This window comes from Bacteroidales bacterium (genome assembly GCA_012517825.1).
In the GTDB taxonomy this organism is placed as follows: domain Bacteria; phylum Bacteroidota; class Bacteroidia; order Bacteroidales; family JAAYUG01; genus JAAYUG01.
This window is the reverse complement of record JAAYUG010000030.1, coordinates 1-22,714: the sequence shown is the minus strand read 5'-3', so window position 1 is coordinate 22,714 and position 22,714 is coordinate 1. Positions and strand designations below refer to the sequence as shown.

The 22,714-nt window shown below is 45.2% G+C and carries 20 protein-coding genes; 15 read left to right on the top strand and 5 right to left on the bottom strand.

Features of this window, described 5'->3' with window-relative positions; genetic code table 11:
• Positions 1–3: 3 nt before the first annotated feature.
• The 3 genes from GX419_02305 to ggt form a co-directional block, all read right to left on the bottom strand.
• Positions 4–609: a tail fiber domain-containing protein gene (locus GX419_02305; protein ID NLI23525.1), complete on the bottom strand. Its 606-nt coding sequence runs from the start codon at positions 607–609 to the stop codon at positions 4–6.
• A gap of 387 nt (positions 610–996) precedes the next feature.
• On the bottom strand, positions 997–1,140 hold the full coding sequence (locus GX419_02300) for a hypothetical protein (protein ID NLI23524.1): 144 nt from the start codon (positions 1,138–1,140) through the stop codon (positions 997–999).
• Between the two features lie 108 nt (positions 1,141–1,248).
• A complete protein-coding gene (gene ggt, locus GX419_02295) occupies positions 1,249–2,934 on the bottom strand; it encodes a gamma-glutamyltransferase (protein NLI23523.1) in 1,686 nt (561 codons plus the stop codon).
• A 400-nt stretch (positions 2,935–3,334) separates the two neighbouring features.
• Between ggt and GX419_02290 the strand changes: the two genes are divergently transcribed.
• The gene (locus GX419_02290; protein NLI23522.1) at positions 3,335–5,053 is read left to right on the top strand and encodes a S41 family peptidase; all 1,719 of its coding nucleotides are present in this window, start codon (positions 3,335–3,337) and stop codon (positions 5,051–5,053) included.
• Between the two features lie 183 nt (positions 5,054–5,236).
• Positions 5,237–6,400 (top strand): metallophosphoesterase, encoded by a 1,164-nt coding sequence (locus tag GX419_02285; protein NLI23521.1) that lies wholly within the window; start codon positions 5,237–5,239, stop codon positions 6,398–6,400.
• 233 nt (positions 6,401–6,633) lie between these two features.
• On the opposite strand, the gene GX419_02280 is transcribed toward GX419_02285, so the two are convergent.
• Together GX419_02280 and GX419_02275 are read right to left on the bottom strand one after the other, a co-directional pair.
• Positions 6,634–7,023 (bottom strand): osmotically inducible protein OsmC, encoded by a 390-nt coding sequence (locus tag GX419_02280; GenBank protein NLI23520.1) that lies wholly within the window; start codon positions 7,021–7,023, stop codon positions 6,634–6,636.
• Between the two features lie 10 nt (positions 7,024–7,033).
• On the bottom strand, positions 7,034–7,753 hold the full coding sequence (locus GX419_02275; GenBank protein ID NLI23519.1) for a M48 family metallopeptidase: 720 nt from the start codon (positions 7,751–7,753) through the stop codon (positions 7,034–7,036).
• A 182-nt stretch (positions 7,754–7,935) separates the two neighbouring features.
• Here GX419_02275 and GX419_02270 point away from each other — a divergent pair, with 182 nt between their 5' ends.
• The 13 genes from GX419_02270 to GX419_02210 all read left to right on the top strand — a co-directional run.
• Positions 7,936–9,363 carry a TolC family protein gene (locus GX419_02270; GenBank protein ID NLI23518.1) on the top strand — a complete coding sequence of 476 codons (1,428 nt, stop codon included), beginning with the start codon at positions 7,936–7,938 and terminating at the stop codon, positions 9,361–9,363.
• A gap of 6 nt (positions 9,364–9,369) precedes the next feature.
• Positions 9,370–10,710, top strand: coding sequence for a biotin/lipoyl-binding protein (locus GX419_02265; GenBank protein NLI23517.1), 1,341 nt, complete (start codon positions 9,370–9,372; stop codon positions 10,708–10,710).
• Positions 10,711–10,728: 18 nt separating this feature from the next.
• The gene (gene tsaB / locus GX419_02260) at positions 10,729–11,445 is read left to right on the top strand and encodes a tRNA (adenosine(37)-N6)-threonylcarbamoyltransferase complex dimerization subunit type 1 TsaB (protein NLI23516.1); all 717 of its coding nucleotides are present in this window, start codon (positions 10,729–10,731) and stop codon (positions 11,443–11,445) included.
• 44 nt (positions 11,446–11,489) lie between these two features.
• Positions 11,490–12,290 (top strand): DUF3108 domain-containing protein, encoded by an 801-nt coding sequence (locus GX419_02255; protein NLI23515.1) that lies wholly within the window; start codon positions 11,490–11,492, stop codon positions 12,288–12,290.
• Between the two features lie 58 nt (positions 12,291–12,348).
• A complete protein-coding gene (locus GX419_02250; GenBank protein ID NLI23514.1) occupies positions 12,349–13,602 on the top strand; it encodes a J domain-containing protein in 1,254 nt (417 codons plus the stop codon).
• Positions 13,603–13,828: 226 nt separating this feature from the next.
• Positions 13,829–14,614 (top strand): hypothetical protein, encoded by a 786-nt coding sequence (locus GX419_02245; GenBank protein NLI23513.1) that lies wholly within the window; start codon positions 13,829–13,831, stop codon positions 14,612–14,614.
• Positions 14,615–14,675: 61 nt separating this feature from the next.
• Positions 14,676–15,272 carry a hypothetical protein gene (locus tag GX419_02240; protein NLI23512.1) on the top strand — a complete coding sequence of 199 codons (597 nt, stop codon included), beginning with the start codon at positions 14,676–14,678 and terminating at the stop codon, positions 15,270–15,272.
• Positions 15,273–15,626: 354 nt separating this feature from the next.
• On the top strand, positions 15,627–16,313 hold the full coding sequence (locus tag GX419_02235) for a serine/threonine protein phosphatase (GenBank protein NLI23511.1): 687 nt from the start codon (positions 15,627–15,629) through the stop codon (positions 16,311–16,313).
• A 65-nt stretch (positions 16,314–16,378) separates the two neighbouring features.
• Positions 16,379–16,960: a sigma-70 family RNA polymerase sigma factor gene (locus tag GX419_02230; GenBank protein NLI23510.1), complete on the top strand. Its 582-nt coding sequence runs from the start codon at positions 16,379–16,381 to the stop codon at positions 16,958–16,960.
• 81 nt (positions 16,961–17,041) lie between these two features.
• On the top strand, positions 17,042–18,052 hold the full coding sequence (locus GX419_02225) for a DUF4974 domain-containing protein (GenBank protein NLI23509.1): 1,011 nt from the start codon (positions 17,042–17,044) through the stop codon (positions 18,050–18,052).
• 45 nt (positions 18,053–18,097) lie between these two features.
• Positions 18,098–19,720 carry a SusC/RagA family TonB-linked outer membrane protein gene (locus tag GX419_02220; GenBank protein NLI23508.1) on the top strand — a complete coding sequence of 541 codons (1,623 nt, stop codon included), beginning with the start codon at positions 18,098–18,100 and terminating at the stop codon, positions 19,718–19,720.
• Positions 19,721–19,735: 15 nt separating this feature from the next.
• Positions 19,736–21,703, top strand: coding sequence for a SusC/RagA family TonB-linked outer membrane protein (locus tag GX419_02215; GenBank protein NLI23507.1), 1,968 nt, complete (start codon positions 19,736–19,738; stop codon positions 21,701–21,703).
• 28 nt (positions 21,704–21,731) lie between these two features.
• The coding region (locus tag GX419_02210; protein NLI23506.1) for a RagB/SusD family nutrient uptake outer membrane protein at positions 21,732–22,714 on the top strand (983 nt) is incomplete at its 3' end.

The following is a 22,714-nucleotide window of genomic DNA, read 5'->3' as shown; positions in this document are numbered from 1 at the left end:
CATTTACTTTATTTTCATCTTCAATGCTTCCAACTCCGATTTAAGATTCTCTATTTCGGCCTGTTGTTCTTTCATTGCCTGCACAAGTACCGGTATCAGTTCCCCGTACCGTATCCCGTATTTCTTATCGCCCATCGGTACAACTATTTCTGGAAAGGTATTCATTATTTCCTGTGCTATGAAACCATACTGTTGCTCCCTGTAACTGGTAGTATCCGTATTCCCCACCGAAGAAATTAACTCATACTTTACCGGACGCAATGCCTTAAGTCTCATACTCATGCCTGTAATGTCCTGAATATTGCTTTTTACTGTTATATCTGAAATGATCGTTGGCTGATAAGTAAAAAAAGCCTGCGTTGCCCATATCTGGGCCCACATATTACTACTGTAACCCAAAAGAACAGAACCTGGGGACGGAATAAGCTGATTTCCCGTGAATCTGATGTAATTGGCATTGTAAAGAAACTGAACCGTTCCTGTTACATCCAGATTGTATGCCGGAGAAGTATTGTTAATCCCAACATTCCCGTTTGTTGCTACTTTGATCTGGCCATAAAGTGTGCCGGATATTACAATACATGCTGCAATTGATAAAATTTTCCTCATAGGTAAAAATTTGTTTATGTTACGTTGAACCAGTGTGTAATTCCCACTTTTCTATATTAGTTCCCCAATTCCGTTATTTGTGACACACTTTTTTTCAGGTTTTTTCAACAGGAATTGTTAAAAAATGTTAAAAATTACGTTCTTTTTCACAACAACCATCCGGTTGAAACATTTCTACGCTAAGTCAACCCGTATTGCCTTGCCAACTTCCCCTGATTATGGAGAAAAATTACAGACATTGAAAAACAAAATTACTAATCCCTGTGTGAAATAAGTCGTATCACTGCCTGGGGATACAGCAACGGCCTGCAGATATAAACTTATCGAAGAATCCCAGAATCTCCTGAATGCAAAAAAATACTTTTGAGTCATATTCCGGACATACCGTCATATTTCTTCCAAAAGTTCCTCCACTTCAAAATCCATCATTTCCTGTTCGAAAAAAATGCGGCGCTCGAATTCAAAATCCGAAATCAGCCCGTCGGTATTTACACCAGACAATTCATACGGCAGTTCCATTTCGGTATCCATAGAAATACTGTTTTGGTAATGCTTCAAAAGTATTCCGACAGTATTTCCTCAATGTTACTGCAATGTTACTGGAATATATTCTGACTCAATACTTTTCAACAAACCTTGTTAATAACCTGCCGCCTGGCCGTCTTTTCTGGATTCACTGGCTCCGAAATACACTCGGTTGACAGGATCATACAGAATGGCCTGATACCCGCCATAACCTCCCAGGTCCCAGCGGATTCTGTGTCCTTTCTGCATCAGGCTCCGGATGGTCTCATAACCGAATCCGCTTTCCAGGCATAGCCATCCTCCATCGGTCATTTTTCCTCCTGTCGGATCCGAGGAACCCAGGTGTTGTACCCTGGGAGCATCACCTGCTTCCTGGAGGTTCATCCCGAAGTCGATCAGATTAACCAGTACCTGCACATGCCCCTGTGGCTGCATATCTCCTCCCATTACCCCAAAACTCAGCCAGGGTTTCCCTTCGCGGGTTACAAATCCCGGAATAATGGTATGAAACGGTCGTTTCCCTGGTGCATAGCAATTCGGATGGCCTTCCTCCAGTGAAAATAGTTCTCCCCGGTCCTGGAGCACAAAGCCAAGGTCTCCCGGGGTCATGCCTGATCCCATGCCGCGGTAATTGCTCTGGATAAGAGAAACCATGTTTCCTGCCGAATCAGCTACCGTAAGGTAGATTGTATTCCCTTCAAAAGGGCCCCCTGCCTCATAAGCCAGCCCTGCCCTGTTTATATCAATCAGGGCTGCCCGTTTTGCGGCATATTCTTTCGAAAGCAATTCCCGTACGGGAACCCTGGAAAATTGCGGGTCAGCATAATACCGGGCCCTGTCTTCAAAAGCCAGTTTCTTTGCCTCCGTAAATACATGAATGTAATCAGCACTTCCGAACCCCATGCTTTTGAGGTCGAAGTTTTCCAGAATATTCAGCATCTGAAGAACAGCAATCCCCTGTCCGTTGGGAGGAAGTTCCCATACCTCATACCCCCTGTAATTGACCGAAACCGGTTCAACCCACTCCGAACGGTGCCTGGCCAGATCCTTGTAGGACAGAAAACCCCCGTTTTGCTTCATATAGGCATCAATCTTCCGCGCTATTTCTCCCTTATAAAAAGCATCCCTTCCTTCTTTGGCAATTTGTTCCAGGGTAGCAGCAAGCCGTGGATTTTTGAATATTTCTCCCTTGCCGGGCGTTTTTCCTCCCGGCATATAAACATCCGCAAAACCAGGATATTGTTTCAGGATCCGGGCATTCCCCGCCAGGTAATACGCAACCAGCTCTGATACAGGAAATCCCTCGCGGGCATAACGAATTGCCGGAGCAAGATTCTTCATCATCGGCAAACGACCAAAACGGGCATGCATTTCAAACCATCCGTCCACACAACCGGGAACCGAAACCGGTAGTGGACCATACGACGGTATTTTTGTATATCCGTTTTTTCGGAAATAATCCAGGGTTAATCCCATTGGAGACCGGCCACTGGCATTTAATCCGTATAATTTTCGGGTTCCGGCATCCCAGATAATGGCAAAAAGATCCCCTCCGATTCCGCAGCTGACGGGTTCAACCAGTCCGAGCATGGCATTGGCGGCAATGGCTGCATCCACTGCTGATCCACCTGCCTTCAAAATATCAAGCGCAACCTGCGTAGCCAGAGGATGGCTGGTGGCTGCCATTCCATGGGTGGCGATAATCTCGGAACGAGTTGCAAATACCTTTCCTGTGATACGATCCTGGCCTTCCATATCCAGACTCAGGATTGCCAGAATTAGGAAGAAATACTTTTTCATTGAAATAATTCTTTTACCATGCAATTTAAGGCTTTTTTAATCAAATTCCCATGTGTGAAGGACTCTATTTGATTTCAATCTTTCGCAAAAATTCAATAATTTCTGACATTTTCCGTTGTTCATTGATCACTCTGTAATCCATGGTTTTCCACTTGACTGTTCGCGGTTCTTCATTTATTGTTGCACAGAGCAAAGCTCTGGACTGCTGGTAAATTGATTCAAAAAGAATACATAGGCCGTATTGGGGGCAAAACATTGGGAATAAAGGTGCAGGGTCGAAACCAATAGCAAACGTGCGGTATCTGGTTTACTTTTAATAACCTGGTGCTTTAAACCGGATAATTTTTACTTTTGTCAGCTTGCATAAATTTTTTTTATTCAACTGTTAAGTCCAAACATCATGAAACGCACCATACGGCGTATAGTGATCCTGGTATCCATCACCGCGCTGATAGGGACTTCTTCTTCCTTTTACCTGAGTCGTGACAGGGACCTGGAGATTATTAAAAGCCTCGATATCTTCTACACCCTCATCAGGGAATTAAACATGTTTTACGTCGATACCATTCAGCCCGAGAAACTGATTGAAAAAGGGATCAATGCCATGCTTGCATCGCTTGACCCTTATACGGAATTCATTCCTGAATCAGCACTGGAAAATTTCCGGTTTCAGACTACAGGTGAATACGGAGGTATCGGGGCATTGATAAGGCAAAATGGCGAATTTACGGTCATTGCCGAACCCTATGAAGGTTTCCCGGCTTTTAAAAACGGGATCCGGGCCGGAGATGTTCTTCTGGAGGTAGACGGAAAATCGGTTAAAAACAAAGAAGTTTCCCAGATAAGCGACATGCTGAAAGGTACCCCGGGAACAACCGTCCATCTCTTGATCCGCCGGGGAAAAGATGGAAAAGAAGTGAAAAAGAAACTTGTACGCGAAAAAATCAATATACCCAATGTTCCTTACTATGGCATGCTTGATGCCAAAACTGGATATATAAATCTTTCCAGTTTTACAACCTATGCCGGAAAAGAAGTCCGGAATGCCGTAACCGATCTCAAAGAGAAGGGTGCTGAAGCAATTGTTCTCGACCTGCGGGGAAATCCGGGTGGTCTTCTTTTCGAAGCCGTCAATGTGGTAAACGTCTTCATCCCCAAAGGACAGGAAGTGGTACGAACCAGAGGCAAACTTAAGCAGTTCGATGCGGTATATACCACAAATCAGGAACCGGTTGATACACTTATACCCCTGGTTGTTCTTACCAGCCGGGGCTCAGCTTCTGCGTCCGAAATAGTAGCCGGCACCATTCAGGATCTCGACCGTGGCGTGATCGTCGGCCAGCGCACCTTCGGCAAAGGGCTCGTACAGACAACCCGGCCTCTGAGCTATAATACCCAGCTTAAAGTTACTACCGCCAAATACTATATCCCCAGTGGACGTTGCATCCAGGCTGTCGATTATTCGCACAGAAACGAAGACGGAAGTGTAGGATATATCCCTGATTCTCTGATTCACTCTTTCAGAACCCGACATGGCCGTACAGTATATGACGGTGGCGGAATTCAGCCGGATGTTCCCGTAAACCCTGAAACTTTTAGCCGCATCACTGTGAGCCTCGTTACCAAAAATCTTGTTTTTGATTTTGCCACTGTTTACAACAGCACACACGATACCATACCTGCCCCTGAAAAATTCTCAGTATCCGATGCAGACTATCAGCAATTTACCCGTTTTTTACAGGGCAAAGACTTCGATTACCAGACCGAGAGCGAGACGAAATTTCAGGAACTTGAAAAAGCTGCAAAACGTGATAAATATTACGACCTGGCCCGGGAAGAATTTGAGAAGCTGCAACAGAAAATTTCCCATGACAAGAACAAGGATCTTCAGACTTTTCGCAACGAAATCAGCAAATTTTTGGCAGAAGAAATAGTCAGCCGGTATTATTACCAGAAAGGACGTATTCGTGCTTCTCTTCCCAATGATCCCGTGGTACAGAAAGCAAGGGAAGTTCTGAAAGACAAACGTCTTTACCAGTCTGTGCTTGACGGATCCTATGGTGCGCCTGAAAAAGCTACTTCCCACGAACCGTCTGAAGAACTCCCGGACGATTTGTAATTCCTTCCCTTTTTTTGCCCTGCGTTTTCAGTGAAATGAACTTTCATGAACCGCTATTGTTCATTCTGTTACCATAATAAGCACTGTGCCCTACTCACTGAGCTCCTCTACCCACACCAGCTGCAATCCAAAACCCACAATCAATCACGATTCACGGAACACAAAATTTAAACTACCGATTCTATGAAGTATCTTGCCTTTTCATTGTTTTTTCTCACATTCTTCAGTATCTGGTTCGGAGCGAACTACTATGTATACCACCGGGGAATGCAGGCTTTACCTTCTGTTCCATGGATCCGCATTTTATTTACGATCCTGATGATCTTTCTTTCCACTTCCTACATCCTCGTCCGCTTCATAGAAAAAATCATCCCCGACAGCCCCGTACTCCATTTGTTTGTCTGGCCCGGCTCATTCTGGTTTGCCGGATTAATGTATTCTTTTCTGCTGGTTCTGCTGATAGATCTGTTCCGGCTGACCAATCATTTCATTCCGTTTTTTCCATCCTTTCTTACCAATAATCCGACTGAAGTGCGAAAAATTGCCTTTCTTACCGTAACAGTTATTACTTCGGTCATACTCCTGGCCGGTTATGTGAATGCCCGTTCTCCAGTTGTCCGCCATTTAAGTATTTCCATTAGTAAAACCATTCCAAAAAATCCATTTCATGTCGCTCTGATCACGGATATGCACTTTGGAATTCTTGTGGGGAAAAAGCAATTGGAAAAACTTGCAGCTGTGCTTAAGAATGAGAAACCCGATCTCATCATTTTCGGAGGCGATCTGATGGATGAAATTCAGCAACCTGTGCTGAGAAACGACCTTGGTTCTCCCCTTCGCACTCTGTCGGCTCCTTACGGAACATTCGCAGTTACTGGAAACCACGAATACATTGGCGGAGTTGAAAAAGCAGTTCAGTACATTGAAAGCCTCGGGATTAAAGTATTGCGCGATTCAGTAACCAATATCGGAGGCTTTTTGTGGCTGGTCGGGAGGGAAGACCGTGATATCAGACGATTTAACGGGAAAAAACGGGTGCCGCTGAGTGATATTCTGACCGGCATTGATCGGTCAAAGCCTGTTCTGCTGGTTGATCATCAGCCGCTCGGGCTGAATGAGACTGTTGAAGCTGGTGTCGACCTTCAGCTCTCAGGCCACACTCACCATGGACAATTATGGCCTTTCTCCCTTATTGTGAAAAAGATGTATGAAGTCAGTCACGGTTACCTCCGAAAAGGGAATACCCAGTTTTATGTGAGCAATGGTTACGGAACCTGGGGGCCTCCCGTACGAATCGGAAACCGTCCGGAAATTGCTATTATTACGCTGGAATCCGGGGAAAAATAATCCCGGATTATGCATTAGGAGAGAAGCGAACTAACGCATAGCGGGAAGGAGATGAAGGATGGCTCCCGGGTTAACCCCGATGAATCAAAGATTCAATCGGCCCGGAGGGTGATGTATGCATTTCTAATGCATGAATCAGGATAATTCTATTGTTTTCAGGGAAAACTTTTCCTTCACAGGAACGAAGGCCTGTTAAATTTCTTTTAAGGGTCTGACAAATATTCTCTGTTCCGTTATGAAGTAAACACTTCAATTTCAGGAGGAACAGCGAGATGCTTTTTCACTGCACAGGAAGCAGCAGCTTGCACAATGGCTTCTCTGTATTTATCAGGAAATTCCGGCGGAAGTTTAATTTCAATATCAATCCGGTCGACCCGCCTCTGGTCGAGATTGTAGTTGACGTGCTGCAGAATACGGATACCTTCTGAAGGTATTCCTCGCTGGTCGCAGAAAGCCTTAACATAGTAGCCGGCACAGGTACCAATGGATGCAAGAAACAAATCGAACGGGGCCGGCGCTGAATCTTCCCCTCCTGCTTTTGCGGGCTGATCAGTTACAACCTTGTGGTTGTGCAGAATCATACTGACTTTCTTGCCGCCTTCCAGTATTACTTCGTACGTCATAATGTTCTGTTTAATAAATACCTATCTGATATGAATCGATTTCCTTTTCCAGCTTCCTTACTCCGCCGGTGATGGTATCCAGCATCTGCCAGAATCCTTTGCCGTGGTTTTTATGCACAGTATGCACCAGCTCATGAAGAATAACATAATCAATTAAATGATCGGGCAGCATCATGAGATGAAGGCTTAGGCTGATGTTGTTGTCCCAGGAACAGCTTCCCCAGCGGGTTCTGCTATCGCGTACCGTAACTTTTCCATACCTGAAACCAAATTTCATTGCCAGTTGCTTCGTTCGCACCGGCAGCCACGATTTCGCTTCAATGCGCCAGGCTTCTTCAACCCCTTTTCTAATGGCCGCCTGAATTTTCGGGTCACTGATCCGGGCAAATTCAGGATAAATCACTTTAATGATACCCTTTGCAACCGTTATACGGATCGTTGGTTTGTTATGTGTTTCCGTTATAAGCCGGTGTGCCCGTGTGCGGTATTCCCTCCCTTCTTCAAACCGGGTAAAATGACTTTTCCAATTGGCAATACGAACCGACTGCCGCTGGATCCATTGGCTTTTTTCCTGCAGAACTTTATATACTTCCTGATCGCTCACCGAGGCCGGACAGGTGACCACAACACCCTCCACCGGCTTAACTGATATCGTCATGCACCGGTAACGGGGCGATCGTATTAACCGGAACTGCAGTGTGCCGAATGTTTTCTGAACCGACTGCTCCATAATCCCTGCCAAAACTATAGCAAACTATTGTGTTTTTACCTTCCACAGGCACGAATTTTTCATCAATTTTTCAACTTTCTCCACCGTGTTGCCCCAAAGTTGAAAAATGAACCGGAATTGTTTCAATTACTGCCTCTTGGTAATCAGGAAATAAATATCTTTGCTCTTTAAAATTTCCGGGAATGAAGACGTTAAGATCCATATTGCCCGTCATTTTTTTGCTGACTGCTGCTCTTTTTAAGGGATACCCGCAGGAACCATGGTCATTGGAAAAGTGTGTACGGTATGCCCTTGAAAACAATATTCAGATTAAGCAGCAGCAGCTAAATTCGGAATATGCAGGAAACAACCTTTTGCAGTCAAAAATGTCGCTGCTGCCCACTATAAATGCTTCAGCAGCACAGAGCAAATCCTTTGGCCGGGCCCTTGACCAGACGACTTACACGTTTACCCAGAACCAGACGATTACCAGTCTTAGTTCCAGTGTGAATGCCAACCTGGTTGTTTTTAACGGACTTCAGAAAATTAATCTGATCAGGCAAAGCCGGTTTGACCTGATGGCCAGTTTGCAGCAACTGGAAAAACTGAAAAATGATCTCGCGCTGAACGTGGCTGCAGCCTATCTGCAGATTCTTTTCAATATGGAACTTTTGAATTCTGCCCAACAGCAGGCCGAAGTGACACGTCAACAGGTTGAACGCACAGCAAAACTGGTGGATGCAGGAAGCCTGCCAATGGGAAATCTGCTGGAAATACAGGCTCAGCATGCTACTGAAGAAGTCCAGATTGTGAATTACCAGAATCAGCTCGATATTTCTTATCTTACCCTTGCCCAGCTTCTTGAATTGAAAGATACTGAAGGATTCCGAATTGAAATTCCTGATTTTTCCGACTTTCAATTTAAAGAAGTGCTCGATCCGGTGGCTGACATATATCAGGACGCTCTGCGAAACCTTCCCCAGATAAAAATTGCCGAATACCAGCTGAAAAGTTCGGAAGCCGGGCTCAGTGTGGCACGCGGCGGCCGTTCGCCCCGGCTTTTCATTGCCGCCTCCTACGGAACAGGTTATTCTGATATCCGGCAGCGCATCATCGGTACAACTCCTCAGACTATCCCGATTGGAGCTACGCAGGGAGGGGAACTGGTTTACAGCCAGATAGAGCAACCAATTTACGACACGTACCCCCTGAAAATGCAGCTGAAAGACAATGCAAGCACCACCCTGACCTTTGGCCTTTCTGTACCTCTGTTTAATGGCTGGTCGGTAAATACCCAGGTTAGTAATGCCCGCCTGAATGTGCAGAACGCCCGATACAACCTTGACCTTAGCAAAAACCTTCTTTACAAGGACATTCAGCAGGCGCATGCCGATGCACTTGCTGCCGTGAAAAGGTATCTCGCCAGTGAAAAATCACTAGAAGCTCAAAAAGAATCGTTTAAATATGTACAGCAGAAGTATGAGGTAGGTCTGGTAACCACCGTGGATTTCAACACGGCCAAAACCTCACTGGCCCGCGCTGAGTCGGAACTTCTCCAGGCCAAATATGACTACCTTTTCCGCATCAACATTCTGAACTTTTATCGTGGTAATCCTCTTACTGTAAAATAATGCATCATGAACACAAGCAAGCTTGTAAAGTACCTTTCTGGCATTGTAGTTTTTCTGATTATTCTGGCCATTGTCGGTAAAAAAGCTGGATGGTTTGGTAAGGAAAAACCCGTAAAGGTGGCTGTTGAAAAAGTGCAGCGAAGAAGCATCACAGAAGTCATTACCGCTAACGGCAAGATTCAGCCCGAGACAGAAGTGAAAATAACACCCGATGTGTCAGGAGAAATTGTGGAACTGGCTGTCAGGGAAGGGGATGAGGTTAAGGCAGGCCAATTTCTATTGAAAATCAAGCCTGAAGTATATATATCGGCCCGGGATCAGGCAGCAGCTGCAGTCAACACCTCCAAAGCCAATCTGGCCAATGCCCGGGCAAGACTTCTTCAGGTTGAGGCCCAGTTTGCCCAGGCTGAACTGTCATACCAGCGTAGCCAGAAATTATGGGAACAGCGCACCATCTCGGAAGCAGAATGGGAACAGGCACAGGCTTCCTATAAAATGGCCAAAGCCGATGTGGAAGCTGCCAAACAAACTGTTGTCTCAGCCGAATTCACCGTCAGAAGCGCAGAAGCAAACCTCAAACAGGCTGAGGAAAACCTGTCGAAAACAACGATCTATGCCCCCATGTCGGGCACCATTACCATGCTGAATGTCGAAAAGGGCGAGAGGGTGGTAGGTACAAACCTTATGACAGGTACAGAAATTATGCGCATTGCCAATCCCGAACGTATGGAGGCCAAAGTCGAAGTTAATGAAAACGACATTGTCCGCGTCAAGCTGCACGATACAGCCCTGATTGAAATCGACGCTTACCTGGGTGAAAAATTTAAAGGAATTGTGACGGAAATTGCCAACTCTGCAAATGTTACCGCCGGCATGTCGACCGATCAGGTGACAAACTTCGATGTCAAAATTCTGATTCTTGAATCCTCTTACAAACACCTGCTTAAACCAGGACAGCGTACCCCCTTTCGGCCTGGAATGTCAACCACCGTCGAAATCCAGACCGAAACCCGCGAAAATGTTCTCTCCGTGCCCATCATGGCGGTTACTACACGTACCGATTCTGTACTGATATCCCAGATCGGGTCAGATACCTCCCGTATCAAACTTCCTTCTGTGAAAAAAGGAGAACTGATTGAATTTGTTTTTGTACCCAATCAGGGGAAGGCTGACATACGCCCTGTGAAAACAGGAATCCAGGATAACAATTACATTGAAATTATTTCAGGACTGGAAGAAAATACAGAGGTAATCGCAGCTCCCTTCAGTGCTGTTTTCCGTACGCTGAAGTATAACTCGCCCATTAAGATTGTTGATAAGAAAGACCTGTTCAGGGAAGAAAAATAATCCTTCACCACCAACCGCATGGCCAGATTGTTGCTGATTGAAACCACCGGAGATGTCTGTTCCGTAGCCATAGCTGAAAACGGTAATGTTCTTGCCGTAAAGGAAGATTATGAAAAAAAATCGCATGCGGCTGTGCTTACAATGCTCATTCAGGACCTGTTGACAGAGGTTTCATTAACCATCAGGGATCTCCAGGGTATTTGCGTAAGCCAGGGACCTGGTTCCTACACAGGCCTCCGTATAGGAGTGTCAGTGGCAAAAGGTATTTGCTACGGTGCAGGTCTGCCTCTTCTTGCTGTCAATACTCTCCTTGCCATGAGCTATGGTATGAGGAAGGAGCTTAACAGCAACATCTTTTCCCTTCACTCCGGCAAACCTTTTCTTTTCTGCCCTATGACTGATGCCAGGCGCATGGAAGTTTATACAGCTTTGCTGAATGAAAACCTGGAATTCATTCTTGAAACCACTGCCCTTGTGCTGAGAGAAGATTCCTTTTCCGATTACCTCAGCAGAGAGCCAATCCTTTTTTTCGGATCAGGGGCCGAAAAAGCCTCAAAACTGATCCGCCATCCCAATGCTTTTTTCCGGACTGATTTCCGGCCCAGGGCTGCTTATCTGGCAGAACCGGCAGACTTCGAATTCCGTCAGCAGCATTTCCGGGATGTTGCCTATTTCGAACCCTTCTACCTCAAAGATTTTGTTGCAACCATTCCAAAAAAGAAACTGTCAATTTGATTTGGCATATATTTTGGGTATCCTGAAAGAGAATACAGTTATCAATGAGAAATAAGCCTTTAAATATAACTCCCTTTCCCGTACTGATACTTTTTCTTTTTCTGGCAGCATTCATGATTTCAAAGGCGCAGATACCAATTAATTCATTGCCCAACAACGCTTACAAAGCAGGAGAAAAACTGGTTTATCTTCTCTACTATGGACCCATCGACGGAGGCCTTGCCACAGCCACACTGGAAAAAACTCCCTATAACGGAGGAGAAGTGTATCATGCCCGCATTGAGGCAAAAACCATCGGTCTCGCCGAAGTTCTTTACCATATCAAAGACGTATATGAAAGTTATTTTGATCCGGTGACCGGGCTTCCTTACAAGGCAATACGAAATATTCAGGAAGGTCGTTACAGGGACTATGACGAAATCTATTTCTACCGTGAAAATAACACCCTGAAAAGCTTGAAGAAAGGCACCATTAGTGTGCCGGAATACCTGCACGATATTGTATCTGTGCTTTATTACTTCAGACGGTCCGACCTTTCCGGCCTGAAAAACGGAGATGTTATTAAAATTCAGACATTTTTCGGCGGGGACCTCTTCCCGGTTATCCTTCGCTATCAGGGAAAAGAAACCATAAAGACCGACCTTGGAAAAATACCATGTCTTCGATTTGCACCGGTTACAGAAGTAGGACGAATGTTTAAAACCGAAGACGATATGACCATCTGGTTTTCCGACGATGCCATGCGCCTTCCTGTCCGTGTAAAAATGAACCTGATTGTCGGTTCGGTAAAATGCGACCTGATCGAATACCATAACCTGCCGGCATCTCTGCCAAAAGCAAAATAGAACCAAAATGCGGCAGATTAACTACCTTTGATTCGGGTACAAATTTCCCTTCTGCTTCATGTATCGTCGCTATTACGAAATACTCGGTATTCCCGAAGATGCAGGCCCCGACGAAATCAAACAGGCTTACCGTCGGCTCGCGCTTCAGATGCATCCTGATGTTAATAAGGCACCCGACGCTCACCAGCGCTTTATTGAAATATGTGAAGCCTATGAGATCCTTATTCGTTATGTGCAAAGGGAAAACGTTTCTGCTACTTCCTTTCATTTTCCTACCCCTGAAGAACGCGCCGATCTGGCATCCTGGGAGGAGGTTATCCGCGAAGCCCGCGAAAGAGCCAAAAGACAGTCGGAAATGCGTTTTGAAAAACTCCAGAAAGAACATGAAGCTTTTCAGAAAAGCGGGCTCTACGATCTTTCCCTCCTGCTCCGGTATTTTTTTCACTTAGCTGCAGTGTTGATTGCCCTTGCATTGATTGCCTTTCCCATCGTTATGGCCTTTGCTGTTGAATTAGCAGCTTTTTTTTATCTTGCCTATTTCTGGATTATCGGTACATTTCTTCTCTGGTACATCTGGTCAAACCGGAAAACCTGGTTCCGGCTGGGAGAATTGTATTTTAAACCAGCTGTGATCCGTCAGTTCCTTTCATCCAAACCGGTGACAAACAGCGATCCATGCTTCTACTGTAAAGGATATAAAGCCAATGGTATTCCGTTTGAGATTTTCCTGCTGAAAGTGCAGGATGTTGATCTCCGCAGCAAAGGAGCCCTCTGGCACGAAGTAAAGTACAAACGAAAAAATATCACTGCACAGATTCCCCGCAGCCATAAGGCCTTTCTGGTTCATCTCGGTGCATCCGCAATGAAACTCCTCACACTGGTAATTTTTCTTCTCTTTGTTCCGGTCGGATGTCTTCTTTGGAAATTTATCCTTGGACTTTTTACGGGAGGCATATTGAGCACCTTCCTTCATCTTATTACACGCACCCGTCCGAAAACCCTGTACCTGCTGAATGCTACCATGCTCATTAAAATAATAATCTGGATGGTTGTTCTCGGGGCTTTAAGCCGGATTACTTCCCAACACCAGATTGTTACAGGTCCTTATATTTATCTTGGTTTCTTCCTTCTGATTTTTTTTGTCGATCTGATTGTGGATCCGCTGGCGAATCTCGTGCCTCACAACCGGATGTACATGCCCTTTTTCCGTCAGCCTTCCAGAATTATGGAATTGTACCGCCAGGGTTACCGCAATTTTCTTGAGGCCCCTGTCTGGGCGACCATCTATCCTCTTTTGAAATGGATTTTCTGAATTTTCTTCCTATAAAATATTTATGAGGCAGAGAACCGCAAGAATCTTCGGTTTTTATCGTTGCACCCATAATTTTCCGTTATTCTTCCCATGGTGCGATGTCTGTTGCTATCTTTATAAGGAATGGGGAACGGATCTCCGGAAAAGTTTTCTAAAACCAATGTCTACTTGTTCTTTGGATTTGTATCTATTTTGAAGTACTTTTATTTTTTCAATGCAACTTCCTATGAAATACCTTACGTATTTACTGTTCTTCCTCTTGTCTTGTATGCTTGCCCAAAGCCCGCTTCATTCGCAGAATCTTTTAAAGAAACTGAAGGATAAGGCGGAAGACAAGGTTGTCAACAAAGTATTCGGGGAGGATAATTCGGGTACCACCACCGGTACTTCCACGGGTACTGCTGCTTCTTCCGGAACGGAAACCCGGCAGGGCAGAATGCAGAATACTTCGGGAGGAGGCCTGGTTTCGACACCTCCTGATGTAAAGAAAAATCTAACTGCTGCCCGTTCCTCCTTTGCATCGGGCAGTTATGGGGATGCCCGGTATGCGGCGCGGCAGGCCTTGCTGGGGGTGGAAATGGAAATGGGGAAACAGGTTCTTGCTTCGCTTCCCCAGAAAGTGGATGGTTTGGAGGTAGATCCTTCACAGGACCGAGTTACCAGCACAGGAATCGGTTTCGTCGGGCTTGCCATGGAACGTACCTATAGGTCGGATGAAAAGGAAATGCGTATTCTCGTTAACAATGATGCCCTTCTGCTGTCATCAGTGAATGTGTATCTGAATGCTGATTATGTATCAACCGATGAACCAGGGAAAAAAGTGGTGCAGTTTCACAATTACAAGTCTTTGCTTAGTTATGACGATGCATCGGGATATACACTGAATGTGCCGTTCGGGCAATCATCCATGTTTACGGTGCAGGGAATCAATTACAGCAGCGAAAATGCATTTATGGCAGCGGCCGGACAGTTTGATATCGAAAAAATTAAAAAGGGTCTTGGGGAAAAATGATGCTTCACCGGAATGCTCCTATTTGCGGTGAATTTACTCTTCCCTAAAAAATCATACCAGTATGAAACAATTGATTTTTATTCAGTTATGGATTGTCCTTATGGCATTTCTGCCTTTAAGGGCCCAGGATGTCATCACCCGATTGCAGGAAGCAGAAAAATCCTATACATCCGGACAACTGGAAGAAACAAGGTTTGCTTTGCAGGAAGCAATCGCCAGCATTAACCAGGAAATCGGAAAAGAAATTTTGAAAGCCCTGCCGGCAAATCTTGGCGGATTACCCGCTGATATGAAGCAGGATAATATTTCAGGTGCCGTTGGGTTTACAGGACTCTCAATAACCCGTGTTTATGCTACGGAAGAAAAATCAGCCCGTGTTGAAATTCTTGGAGATTCCCCCTTGCTCGCAAGTATTAACGCTCTTCTCTCCCTCCCGGCAATCATGGGCGCTTCTGATCCCAATCAGAAACGGATCAGGGTAGCAGGCTATAAGGGAATTCTGCAAAAAGAATCCGGAGATAATCCGTCGTATAATGTGCAAATACCTATTGATCAGACTCTTCTTACCGTGAATGTTACCGGCGTGGCTGAAGAAACTACTGTCATGTCAATGGTGAATGCATTGCCGGTTGATATCATAGCAAAATACGCAAAGTAACAGGAAAACTAAATTTTTGCCCGGGATTGCAATTTTCACCGGAACAATCATAGCCTGTGATAATACTATGCCGGTTTTTATTTGCCGGCATTCTGAGCATTACATATGCTGTGTCCTTTTTTTATTTGTTTGCTGTGCCAGGAATTTTTTCAAAGCAAGGATTTTTGATAAAAATTGCCGAAATTTTCAGGCCTGAATAGGTAGCAGGATTTCAGGAATGAAGCGAAAACTTCAGTTGGCCATATTTCGCAGGTTAGTACTGAATCCGTATTGATCGCGAAATAAAAGCGTTTTATAGTGTTGCTAACTGAACAATAGCTGTTCCGTAGATATACTTTTCACTGTTATCCGGCCATGAGAGTTTTTGTGACCAGCGACATCCACGGTGCTTATAGGGCTCTGGAACAGTGCCTTCTCCGCAGTGGCTTCCAGCCTGAAGAAGATCAGCTGATTGCTCTGGGAGATATTTGCGACGGATGGCCTGAAACACATCATGTAATCAGAGCATTGTCGGGTATTAACCGTCTGGTTCTGCTCAGAGGAAATCATGATGAATGGGCTTTACACTGGATGAAAACAGGAGAAATCACCCCCGGCTGGTGGATGCAGGGGGGAAAGGCAACCGTAACCAGTTTTGAAAATGGATTCACTGAGGAGGATATTGCATTTATAGAAAGAGCACTATACTATTATGAATGGAATGACCGTCTTTTTGTCCATGCAGGGATACTGCCGGGAATACCCCTGGATGAACAGGATCCTGAAGTGTTTCTGTGGGACCGCAGCTTGGTGATGAAAGCTCTTCAACTGGAAGCCGAAAAGCCCGGATCCCGTTTAAGTAATTACCATGAAATTTACGTAGGCCATACTCCTACCCTGAATTTTGGAACCGATAAACCTATGAGAGCGTGCGAAATCATTCTCACCGATACGGGAGCCGGATGGGAAGGCGGCCGTTTGTCATTTATTGAAGTCACTACCGGTGAAATTTTTCAGAGCGACAGGGTGGATACGCTGTATCCTGAAGCTGAAGGAAGATAATTGTATAAATATTCATATGAATAACAGGGAACTGATTACATTTGTTGAAAGGTTTTCAATTTTTTATGCCGCAAAATCTCAACCATGAGAATGAGAGCCGGATCTGGGATGCTTTCCGTCACGGAGAACACGGAGCCCTGGAGTTAATTTACCGGCAGTATTCTGTTATTTTGTACCGGTATGGGTTTCGATTTGTAGGAAATCCGGCCATGCTGGAAGATATTTTGCAGGATTTCTTTCTCTATCTGATCGATCACCGTTATAATCTCGGAAAAACTACTTCCGTCCGTTACTATCTTCTCAAATCATTTCGGCGGTTTCTTTTCAGAAAGGTGAAATCCGGACTGCGGTACAAAGGAATCCAATTGACTGATGACCTGAATTTTACCCTTGAATTTTCAATTGAAACTTTTTCTGATAAACAGGAAGATCAAAAGGAAAAAAGGGAAAAGCTCCGGGAAGCTCTGGGCCTATTGACCCGGCAGCAGCGCGAAGCGATTTATCTGAGATTCTACGTGGGACTTGACTATCAGGAAATTGCCGAAATAATGGAAATAAAGTATCAGTCGTCACGCACCCTGGTGTATCTGGCAATTAAATCATTGCGTGAAATTTTTTCCTCCGGAGGGCACTTATCAAAAATTTGAAATTTAATTAATACAAATTCTGATACTTGGTCTTATTTAATCCGGATAGATGTCCGGGAGAAATTTTAAACTCATTCCAAAATGAACGATTATCGGTTATACCGGGCCGAAGATTTTGCACAGGATCCTCTATTTAATTCTATGGTGAAAGACAGGATTCCTGAAATTGAAATGTTCTGGAAGCAGTACAGAAAAAATCATCCCGAGCAGGCACAGGAACTTGATCTTGCTGTAGAAATGGTAAAGACGTTCTTGATACAGGAACCTGATTTCAATCCCCAAAAACAGGAAATGATTCTTAAAGAAATCCTGAAGCATGAATCGAACCGGAGGAAGAAAATTTTCAGAATGCCTGTTTCGAACAGGTGGCTCAGGGCAGCAGCTATAATAGCTGGACTTGTTTTGGCCGGAACATTTCTGATACAAAGATATACCGGAAATGTCAGTTTTTCCACAGGGTACGGAGAAGTACGGAAAGTTGTTCTCCCCGATCAGTCAGAAGTTATGCTGAACGGCAATTCACGCATTCACTTTGCACGCAACTGGAAGGAAGATCAACCCAGAGAGGTATGGGTGGAAGGTGAAGCGTTTTTTGATGTACGCAAATTGGGAGATCTGCCGAATAAACGGTTCCTTGTTCATACGGCTGATCTTGTTATTGAGGTACTGGGAACACGTTTCAATGTTGATGCAAGGGGAGAAAATACAACGGTCACACTCAATTCAGGTCAGATCTTAATTAATCTGCCCAACAGGGAAACCGACAGGGCCTTGCTCATGAAACCCGGCGAAATGGTCACTTATTCCAAGGAAAGAAAAACCCTGGTAAGAAAAGAAGTTGCCGCTGACGAATTCAGTGCATGGACTCAGGGTAAACTGATTTTTGATAACAATACGCTGATGGAAATAGCAAGGAAAATTGAGGCCACGTATGGTGTTAGGGTTAAAATTGATAACCGTGATCTGGCACAGCGAAAAATGAGGGGCGCAGCACCAACCGATAATATTGACGTACTACTGCTCACCATCGAAAAAGTTTTTGATCTGAAAATCACCCGTAATGGTGATGAAATTCTTCTGGAAAGAAAATGACAAGCTAAATATTGTGACATTCTTTACTAACTCAACTAACCAGATATGAAAAAGAAAGATCACTTTTTATGGACCAGACTGCTGATGCTTACAGCAGTTCTTGTATTGGAGGCAAACTCCTTCTCCCAGGAGATGTTTGCTCTTACCGCCGATTCGAACAAAGGAAGGCAGGCAATCTCATCCAGGGAGTCATTAAGCCAGTACCTCACTCAATTGGAACAGCGCTTCAATGTTGTTTTCAGTTATGAGTCGGGATTGCTGGACAATGTTTCCGTTCCAGAAGCCCTTAGAAATTTTCAGGCGGATGAGATCGATCCCTATGTTAAGGAAATTCAAAGGGCTAGCAAGTATCAGGTCGATAAAGTTGGGCTTGGGTACTATGTGATTACGCCCCGACAGGACAAGCCACTGATGCCCCTGCTTCAGAGAATAGCAGGACTGAGCAACAGCAGCAGAAACGAAGAAAAAATTCAACTGGAAATGCTCAGCCTCCGGGAAATCTCTGCCCTTCAACAAACCTTTCAGGTAAAAGGACGGGTAGTGGCCGCCGAAACCAATGAACCTTTGCCCGGAGTTACAGTACTCGAAAAAGGAACAACCAACGGCACCATTACCAATGCTAACGGAGAATACAGCATTACTCTCACAGGTCCTGATGCCATACTATCGTTTTCCTATGTCGGATATAAAACAGAAGAAGTTGCCGTTTCAGGGAAAACGGTAATCAATCTGAGTCTGGTTGAAGATATTAAAAAGCTGGAGGAAATTGTTGTTATCGGCTACGGGACACAGAGAAAAACCGACCTGACGGGAGCTGTGGCTACCGTTTCGGAACAGGCTTTGAAAAATACCATTTCCACCTCTATTGACCAGGCCTTGCAGGGAAAGGCTGCCGGTGTGCAGGTATTTCAGAATTCCGGCCAGCCGGGCGGCGGAGTTTCCATAAGAATCCGCGGTGCAGGTTCTATCAACTCCGGCAGTGAACCCTTGTATGTCATCGATGGTGTCCAGGTTTCAGCGCAGGCTCAGGGGACAGCGGTAGGTTTTGACTGGGCTGGCGGCGGTAATGGACAGACTGCTGTTAGCGCCCTTTCAACCCTCAACCCGGCTGATATCGTGTCGGTTGAAATCCTGAAAGATGCTTCAGCCAGTGCCATTTACGGTTCCCGCGGAGCAAACGGGGTAGTTATTATTACCACCAAGCGGGGTAAAGCAGGCGAATCGAAGGTAAACTATGACGCATATTACGGTTGGCAAACCTTGCCAAAACGCATGGATGTTATGAATCTGAGAGAATATGCATCATACCAGAATGAACTGGCCGATCTGGGCCTCATCACCCACAGGCAGGAATTTCAGGATTTGTCTATTCTTGGGAACGGAACCGACTGGCAGGACGCTGTTTTCCGCACAGCACCGGTGCAAAGCCATCAGATTTCCGTTTCAGGTGGTAACGAAAGAACCACCTACGCCCTGACAGGCGGCTACTTTGCGCAGGACGGAATTGTAATCGGTTCGAATTTTGACAGGTATTCTGCCCGGCTTAATCTTGAAAACCAGGCAAAAGACTGGATCAAAGTGGGAAGTAACTTTATGGTAAGCCGTACCAACGAGCGGATTACCCTTAACGATTCCGATGACGGGGTTATTACGGCTACCCTGCTTTAGGCACCCGATATCCCATTGAAATTTCCTGACGGAAGCTGGGGAGGTCCGGTTACTACCCAGTTTGGTGTCACCAACCCGGTGGCCATGGCACTCGACAGAGATCTGAATGTAACACGTACCCGTGCTCTCGGTAGTGCTTATTCCGATATTACTTTCCTGAAGCATTTTACGTTACACTCTCAATTCAGCACTGATATACAGTTTATTAATAACTATGCCTTTCAGCCAACCTACCAGTATGGGCTGATTGTAAATACCCAGAACCAGTCAAGGAGAAATTACTCACAAAGCTTCTACTGGTCGTTGAATAACTATCTGACCTACCAGCAGGTTTTCGGCGAAAAACACGATGTTACCCTGATGCTGGCCCAGGAAGCCCAGGAATCAAATTGGGAAGGAATTGAAGGGGTTCGTAAGAATTTTGTCAGCAACGACGTCCAGGAATTAAATGCGGGAGAAGCAACAACAGCAACAAACAGTGGATACAAAGGCAGTAATGCCCTGGCATCCTATTTTGCAAGGATGATGTACACCTATGCCGGTAAATATATGCTTACAGCTACATTCCGGGCAGATGGTTCTTCCAATTTTGGACCCAATAAACGTTGGGGATACTTCCCTTCAGTATCGGTAGCATGGAGAATTTCCAATGAAAACTTTATGCAGAACCTGCAGTTTGTGAGCAACCTGAAACTCCGTCTGGGTTACGGAGAAGTCGGTAATCAGGCCATCCCAGGATATGCTTATGGCTCAGCCCTGCGTACAGCACCTTCAGGAATCGGAAATGGATTTCTGCTGACAAACCTCCCCAATCCGGATGTTCAGTGGGAAGCAACCATCGACAAAAACCTTGGTATTGATCTTGCCCTCTTCCAGAACCGTATTGACATGACCCTTGAAATTTACAAACGCAATACAGACAACATGTTGCTCCGCATGCCCTTGCCAAACTATATGGGAGGAGGAAGCTGGATGGGTATCGAGGCTCCTTTTGTCAACCTCGGAAAAATGGAAAATAAAGGATGGGAACTTAGCCTTACCACCCATAATCTCACAGGCAGATTTTCCTGGATTACCACCCTTTCGCTTTCGCACAATGCCAATAAAGTGCTGAGCCTTGGTGAAGAGGGAGCGGCTATTTTTAGAAATGTGCAGTGGTTTAATACTGTAACCAAAACAGCCGTCGGAAAGCCTTTAGGTCAGTTTTACGGATATGTGGTTGACGGAATCTTCGTTGATTATAATGATATCATCAACAGCCCCAAACAACGCGATAAGATTGATGCCTGGTCAGGGGTATTCCCTGGTGATATCAAGTTCAAAAACATAGACCATACATCAACGGCCGACTGGATAATCGAAGGGGATACCCTCCACGATGTTCAGGTTATTGATGACCTCGACCGTACTTACATTGGAAACCCCTATCCCAAATTCTCTTATGGATTGGGTAATGAATTCCGCTGGAACAATTTTGATCTGAGCATTTTTATCCAGGGAACCTACGGAAACGATATCTATAATTTTACCCGTAGGAGCACGGAAGGAATGAGGAATCTTTACGGGAATCAGCTTAAGACCGTTAACGACCGCGTGCGGTTTGAACTGATTGATCCCGAAGGATCCTTAACCGACCCGAAAAATGTGAGGGTTATTAATCCGGAAACTACCATGCCAAGGGCAATAAACACTGATCCGAATGAGAACACAAGGGTATCGTCACGATACGTAGAAGACGGATCCTACCTGCGGATAAAAAATATTTCGTTTGGGTATACTTTCCCGAGCGCACTGATATCAAAGATTAAAGCCAATCAGTTGCGCATCTACATGAACATTCAGAATGCCTTGACATTCACAAAGTACACCGGATTTGATCCCGAAATTGGTTCTTACAACCAGGATCCGCTTCTGACCGGTGTTGATAACGGGCGTTATCCGATGCCACGGATTGTTTCGGTTGGATTAACCCTTGGATTCTAATTGATGTAACCCTGAAAAACTTATGTATATGAAAAAGAAATATAGATTACTTCGCATAATTGTCCCGGTAATCCTTTTGTTATCAGGATTTGCCTGCAGTGAGGATTTTCTGAACAGACCCCCGCAGGACGCACTGACACTTGATAATTTTTATCAGACGTCTGAACAGGTAAATGCGTCAACGGCTTCTCTTTACGGATGGCCCTGGTTTGATCTGAATGACAAGGCTCACTGGGTAATTGGTGACGCCACTTCAGGCAACCACTGGACCAACGACGGTGACATGGCACAGTTTTATCAGCTGGGTGTTACCCAAAACAATCCGCGTTTGAACGAAGCATGGAATTCATTGTTCAGGGTAATAGCCCATTCGAATATGGTAATAAACAATATTCCCACCAAAGCTGGTGCCTCAGTGCCTGCTGAATTGAAAAACAGAGTGGTCGGGGAAGCTAAATTTATGCGGGCTACTGCCTATTTTTACCTGGTAAGGCTTTGGGGCCCTGTCCCTATTATTGAAAATAACAGCGCCATTGTTTTTGATTCCAAAATTCCCCGCAATACGGTGGAGAGTGTTTACCAGTTTATCATCAATGATCTGACGGATGCAGCAGGTAAATTACCGGCATCGTATTCAGGTAATGACCGGGGCAGGGTTACCAAATGGGCGGCCGAAGGTATGCTGGCAAAAGTATATCTTGCCAGGTCGGGATGGGGACAAAGCGGGTCGCGCAACCAGGCCGATCTTGACAAAGCCAAGGAATTGGCAGGTGATGTTATCAACAGCAGCGGGCTTAAACTGAAACCCGAGTATGCTGATCTGTTCCTATATAAGGGAGAAGACGCTGAAAAGGACAACCAGGAATCCCTGTTTGCCTTTCAATGGATTCCCTGCCAGGGTTGGGGCACTCAAAATACGAACCAGGCCTACTGGGCTAAAGACAATACCCTTACCGGAGTTGGTGATGGCTGGGGCGGATACATCGGCCCGACCATCGACCTGCAGAATGA

What these genes read in the sequence shown, in the direction of transcription:
- GX419_02305 (NLI23525.1), bottom strand. Translation starts at nt 609, where the DNA reads ATGAGGAAAATTTTATCAATTGCAGCATGTATTGTAATATCCGGCACA.
- GX419_02300 (NLI23524.1), bottom strand. Translation starts at nt 1,140, where the DNA reads ATGGATACCGAAATGGAACTGCCGTATGAATTGTCTGGTGTAAATACC.
- ggt (NLI23523.1), bottom strand. Translation starts at nt 2,934, where the DNA reads ATGAAAAAGTATTTCTTCCTAATTCTGGCAATCCTGAGTCTGGATATG.
- GX419_02290 (NLI23522.1), top strand. Translation starts at nt 3,335, where the DNA reads ATGAAACGCACCATACGGCGTATAGTGATCCTGGTATCCATCACCGCG.
- GX419_02285 (NLI23521.1), top strand. Translation starts at nt 5,237, where the DNA reads ATGAAGTATCTTGCCTTTTCATTGTTTTTTCTCACATTCTTCAGTATC.
- GX419_02280 (NLI23520.1), bottom strand. Translation starts at nt 7,023, where the DNA reads ATGACGTACGAAGTAATACTGGAAGGCGGCAAGAAAGTCAGTATGATT.
- GX419_02275 (NLI23519.1), bottom strand. Translation starts at nt 7,753, where the DNA reads ATGGAGCAGTCGGTTCAGAAAACATTCGGCACACTGCAGTTCCGGTTA.
- GX419_02270 (NLI23518.1), top strand. Translation starts at nt 7,936, where the DNA reads ATGAAGACGTTAAGATCCATATTGCCCGTCATTTTTTTGCTGACTGCT.
- GX419_02265 (NLI23517.1), top strand. Translation starts at nt 9,370, where the DNA reads ATGAACACAAGCAAGCTTGTAAAGTACCTTTCTGGCATTGTAGTTTTT.
- tsaB (NLI23516.1), top strand. Translation starts at nt 10,729, where the DNA reads ATGGCCAGATTGTTGCTGATTGAAACCACCGGAGATGTCTGTTCCGTA.
- GX419_02255 (NLI23515.1), top strand. Translation starts at nt 11,490, where the DNA reads ATGAGAAATAAGCCTTTAAATATAACTCCCTTTCCCGTACTGATACTT.
- GX419_02250 (NLI23514.1), top strand. Translation starts at nt 12,349, where the DNA reads ATGTATCGTCGCTATTACGAAATACTCGGTATTCCCGAAGATGCAGGC.
- GX419_02245 (NLI23513.1), top strand. Translation starts at nt 13,829, where the DNA reads ATGAAATACCTTACGTATTTACTGTTCTTCCTCTTGTCTTGTATGCTT.
- GX419_02240 (NLI23512.1), top strand. Translation starts at nt 14,676, where the DNA reads ATGAAACAATTGATTTTTATTCAGTTATGGATTGTCCTTATGGCATTT.
- GX419_02235 (NLI23511.1), top strand. Translation starts at nt 15,627, where the DNA reads ATGAGAGTTTTTGTGACCAGCGACATCCACGGTGCTTATAGGGCTCTG.
- GX419_02230 (NLI23510.1), top strand. Translation starts at nt 16,379, where the DNA reads ATGCCGCAAAATCTCAACCATGAGAATGAGAGCCGGATCTGGGATGCT.
- GX419_02225 (NLI23509.1), top strand. Translation starts at nt 17,042, where the DNA reads ATGAACGATTATCGGTTATACCGGGCCGAAGATTTTGCACAGGATCCT.
- GX419_02220 (NLI23508.1), top strand. Translation starts at nt 18,098, where the DNA reads ATGAAAAAGAAAGATCACTTTTTATGGACCAGACTGCTGATGCTTACA.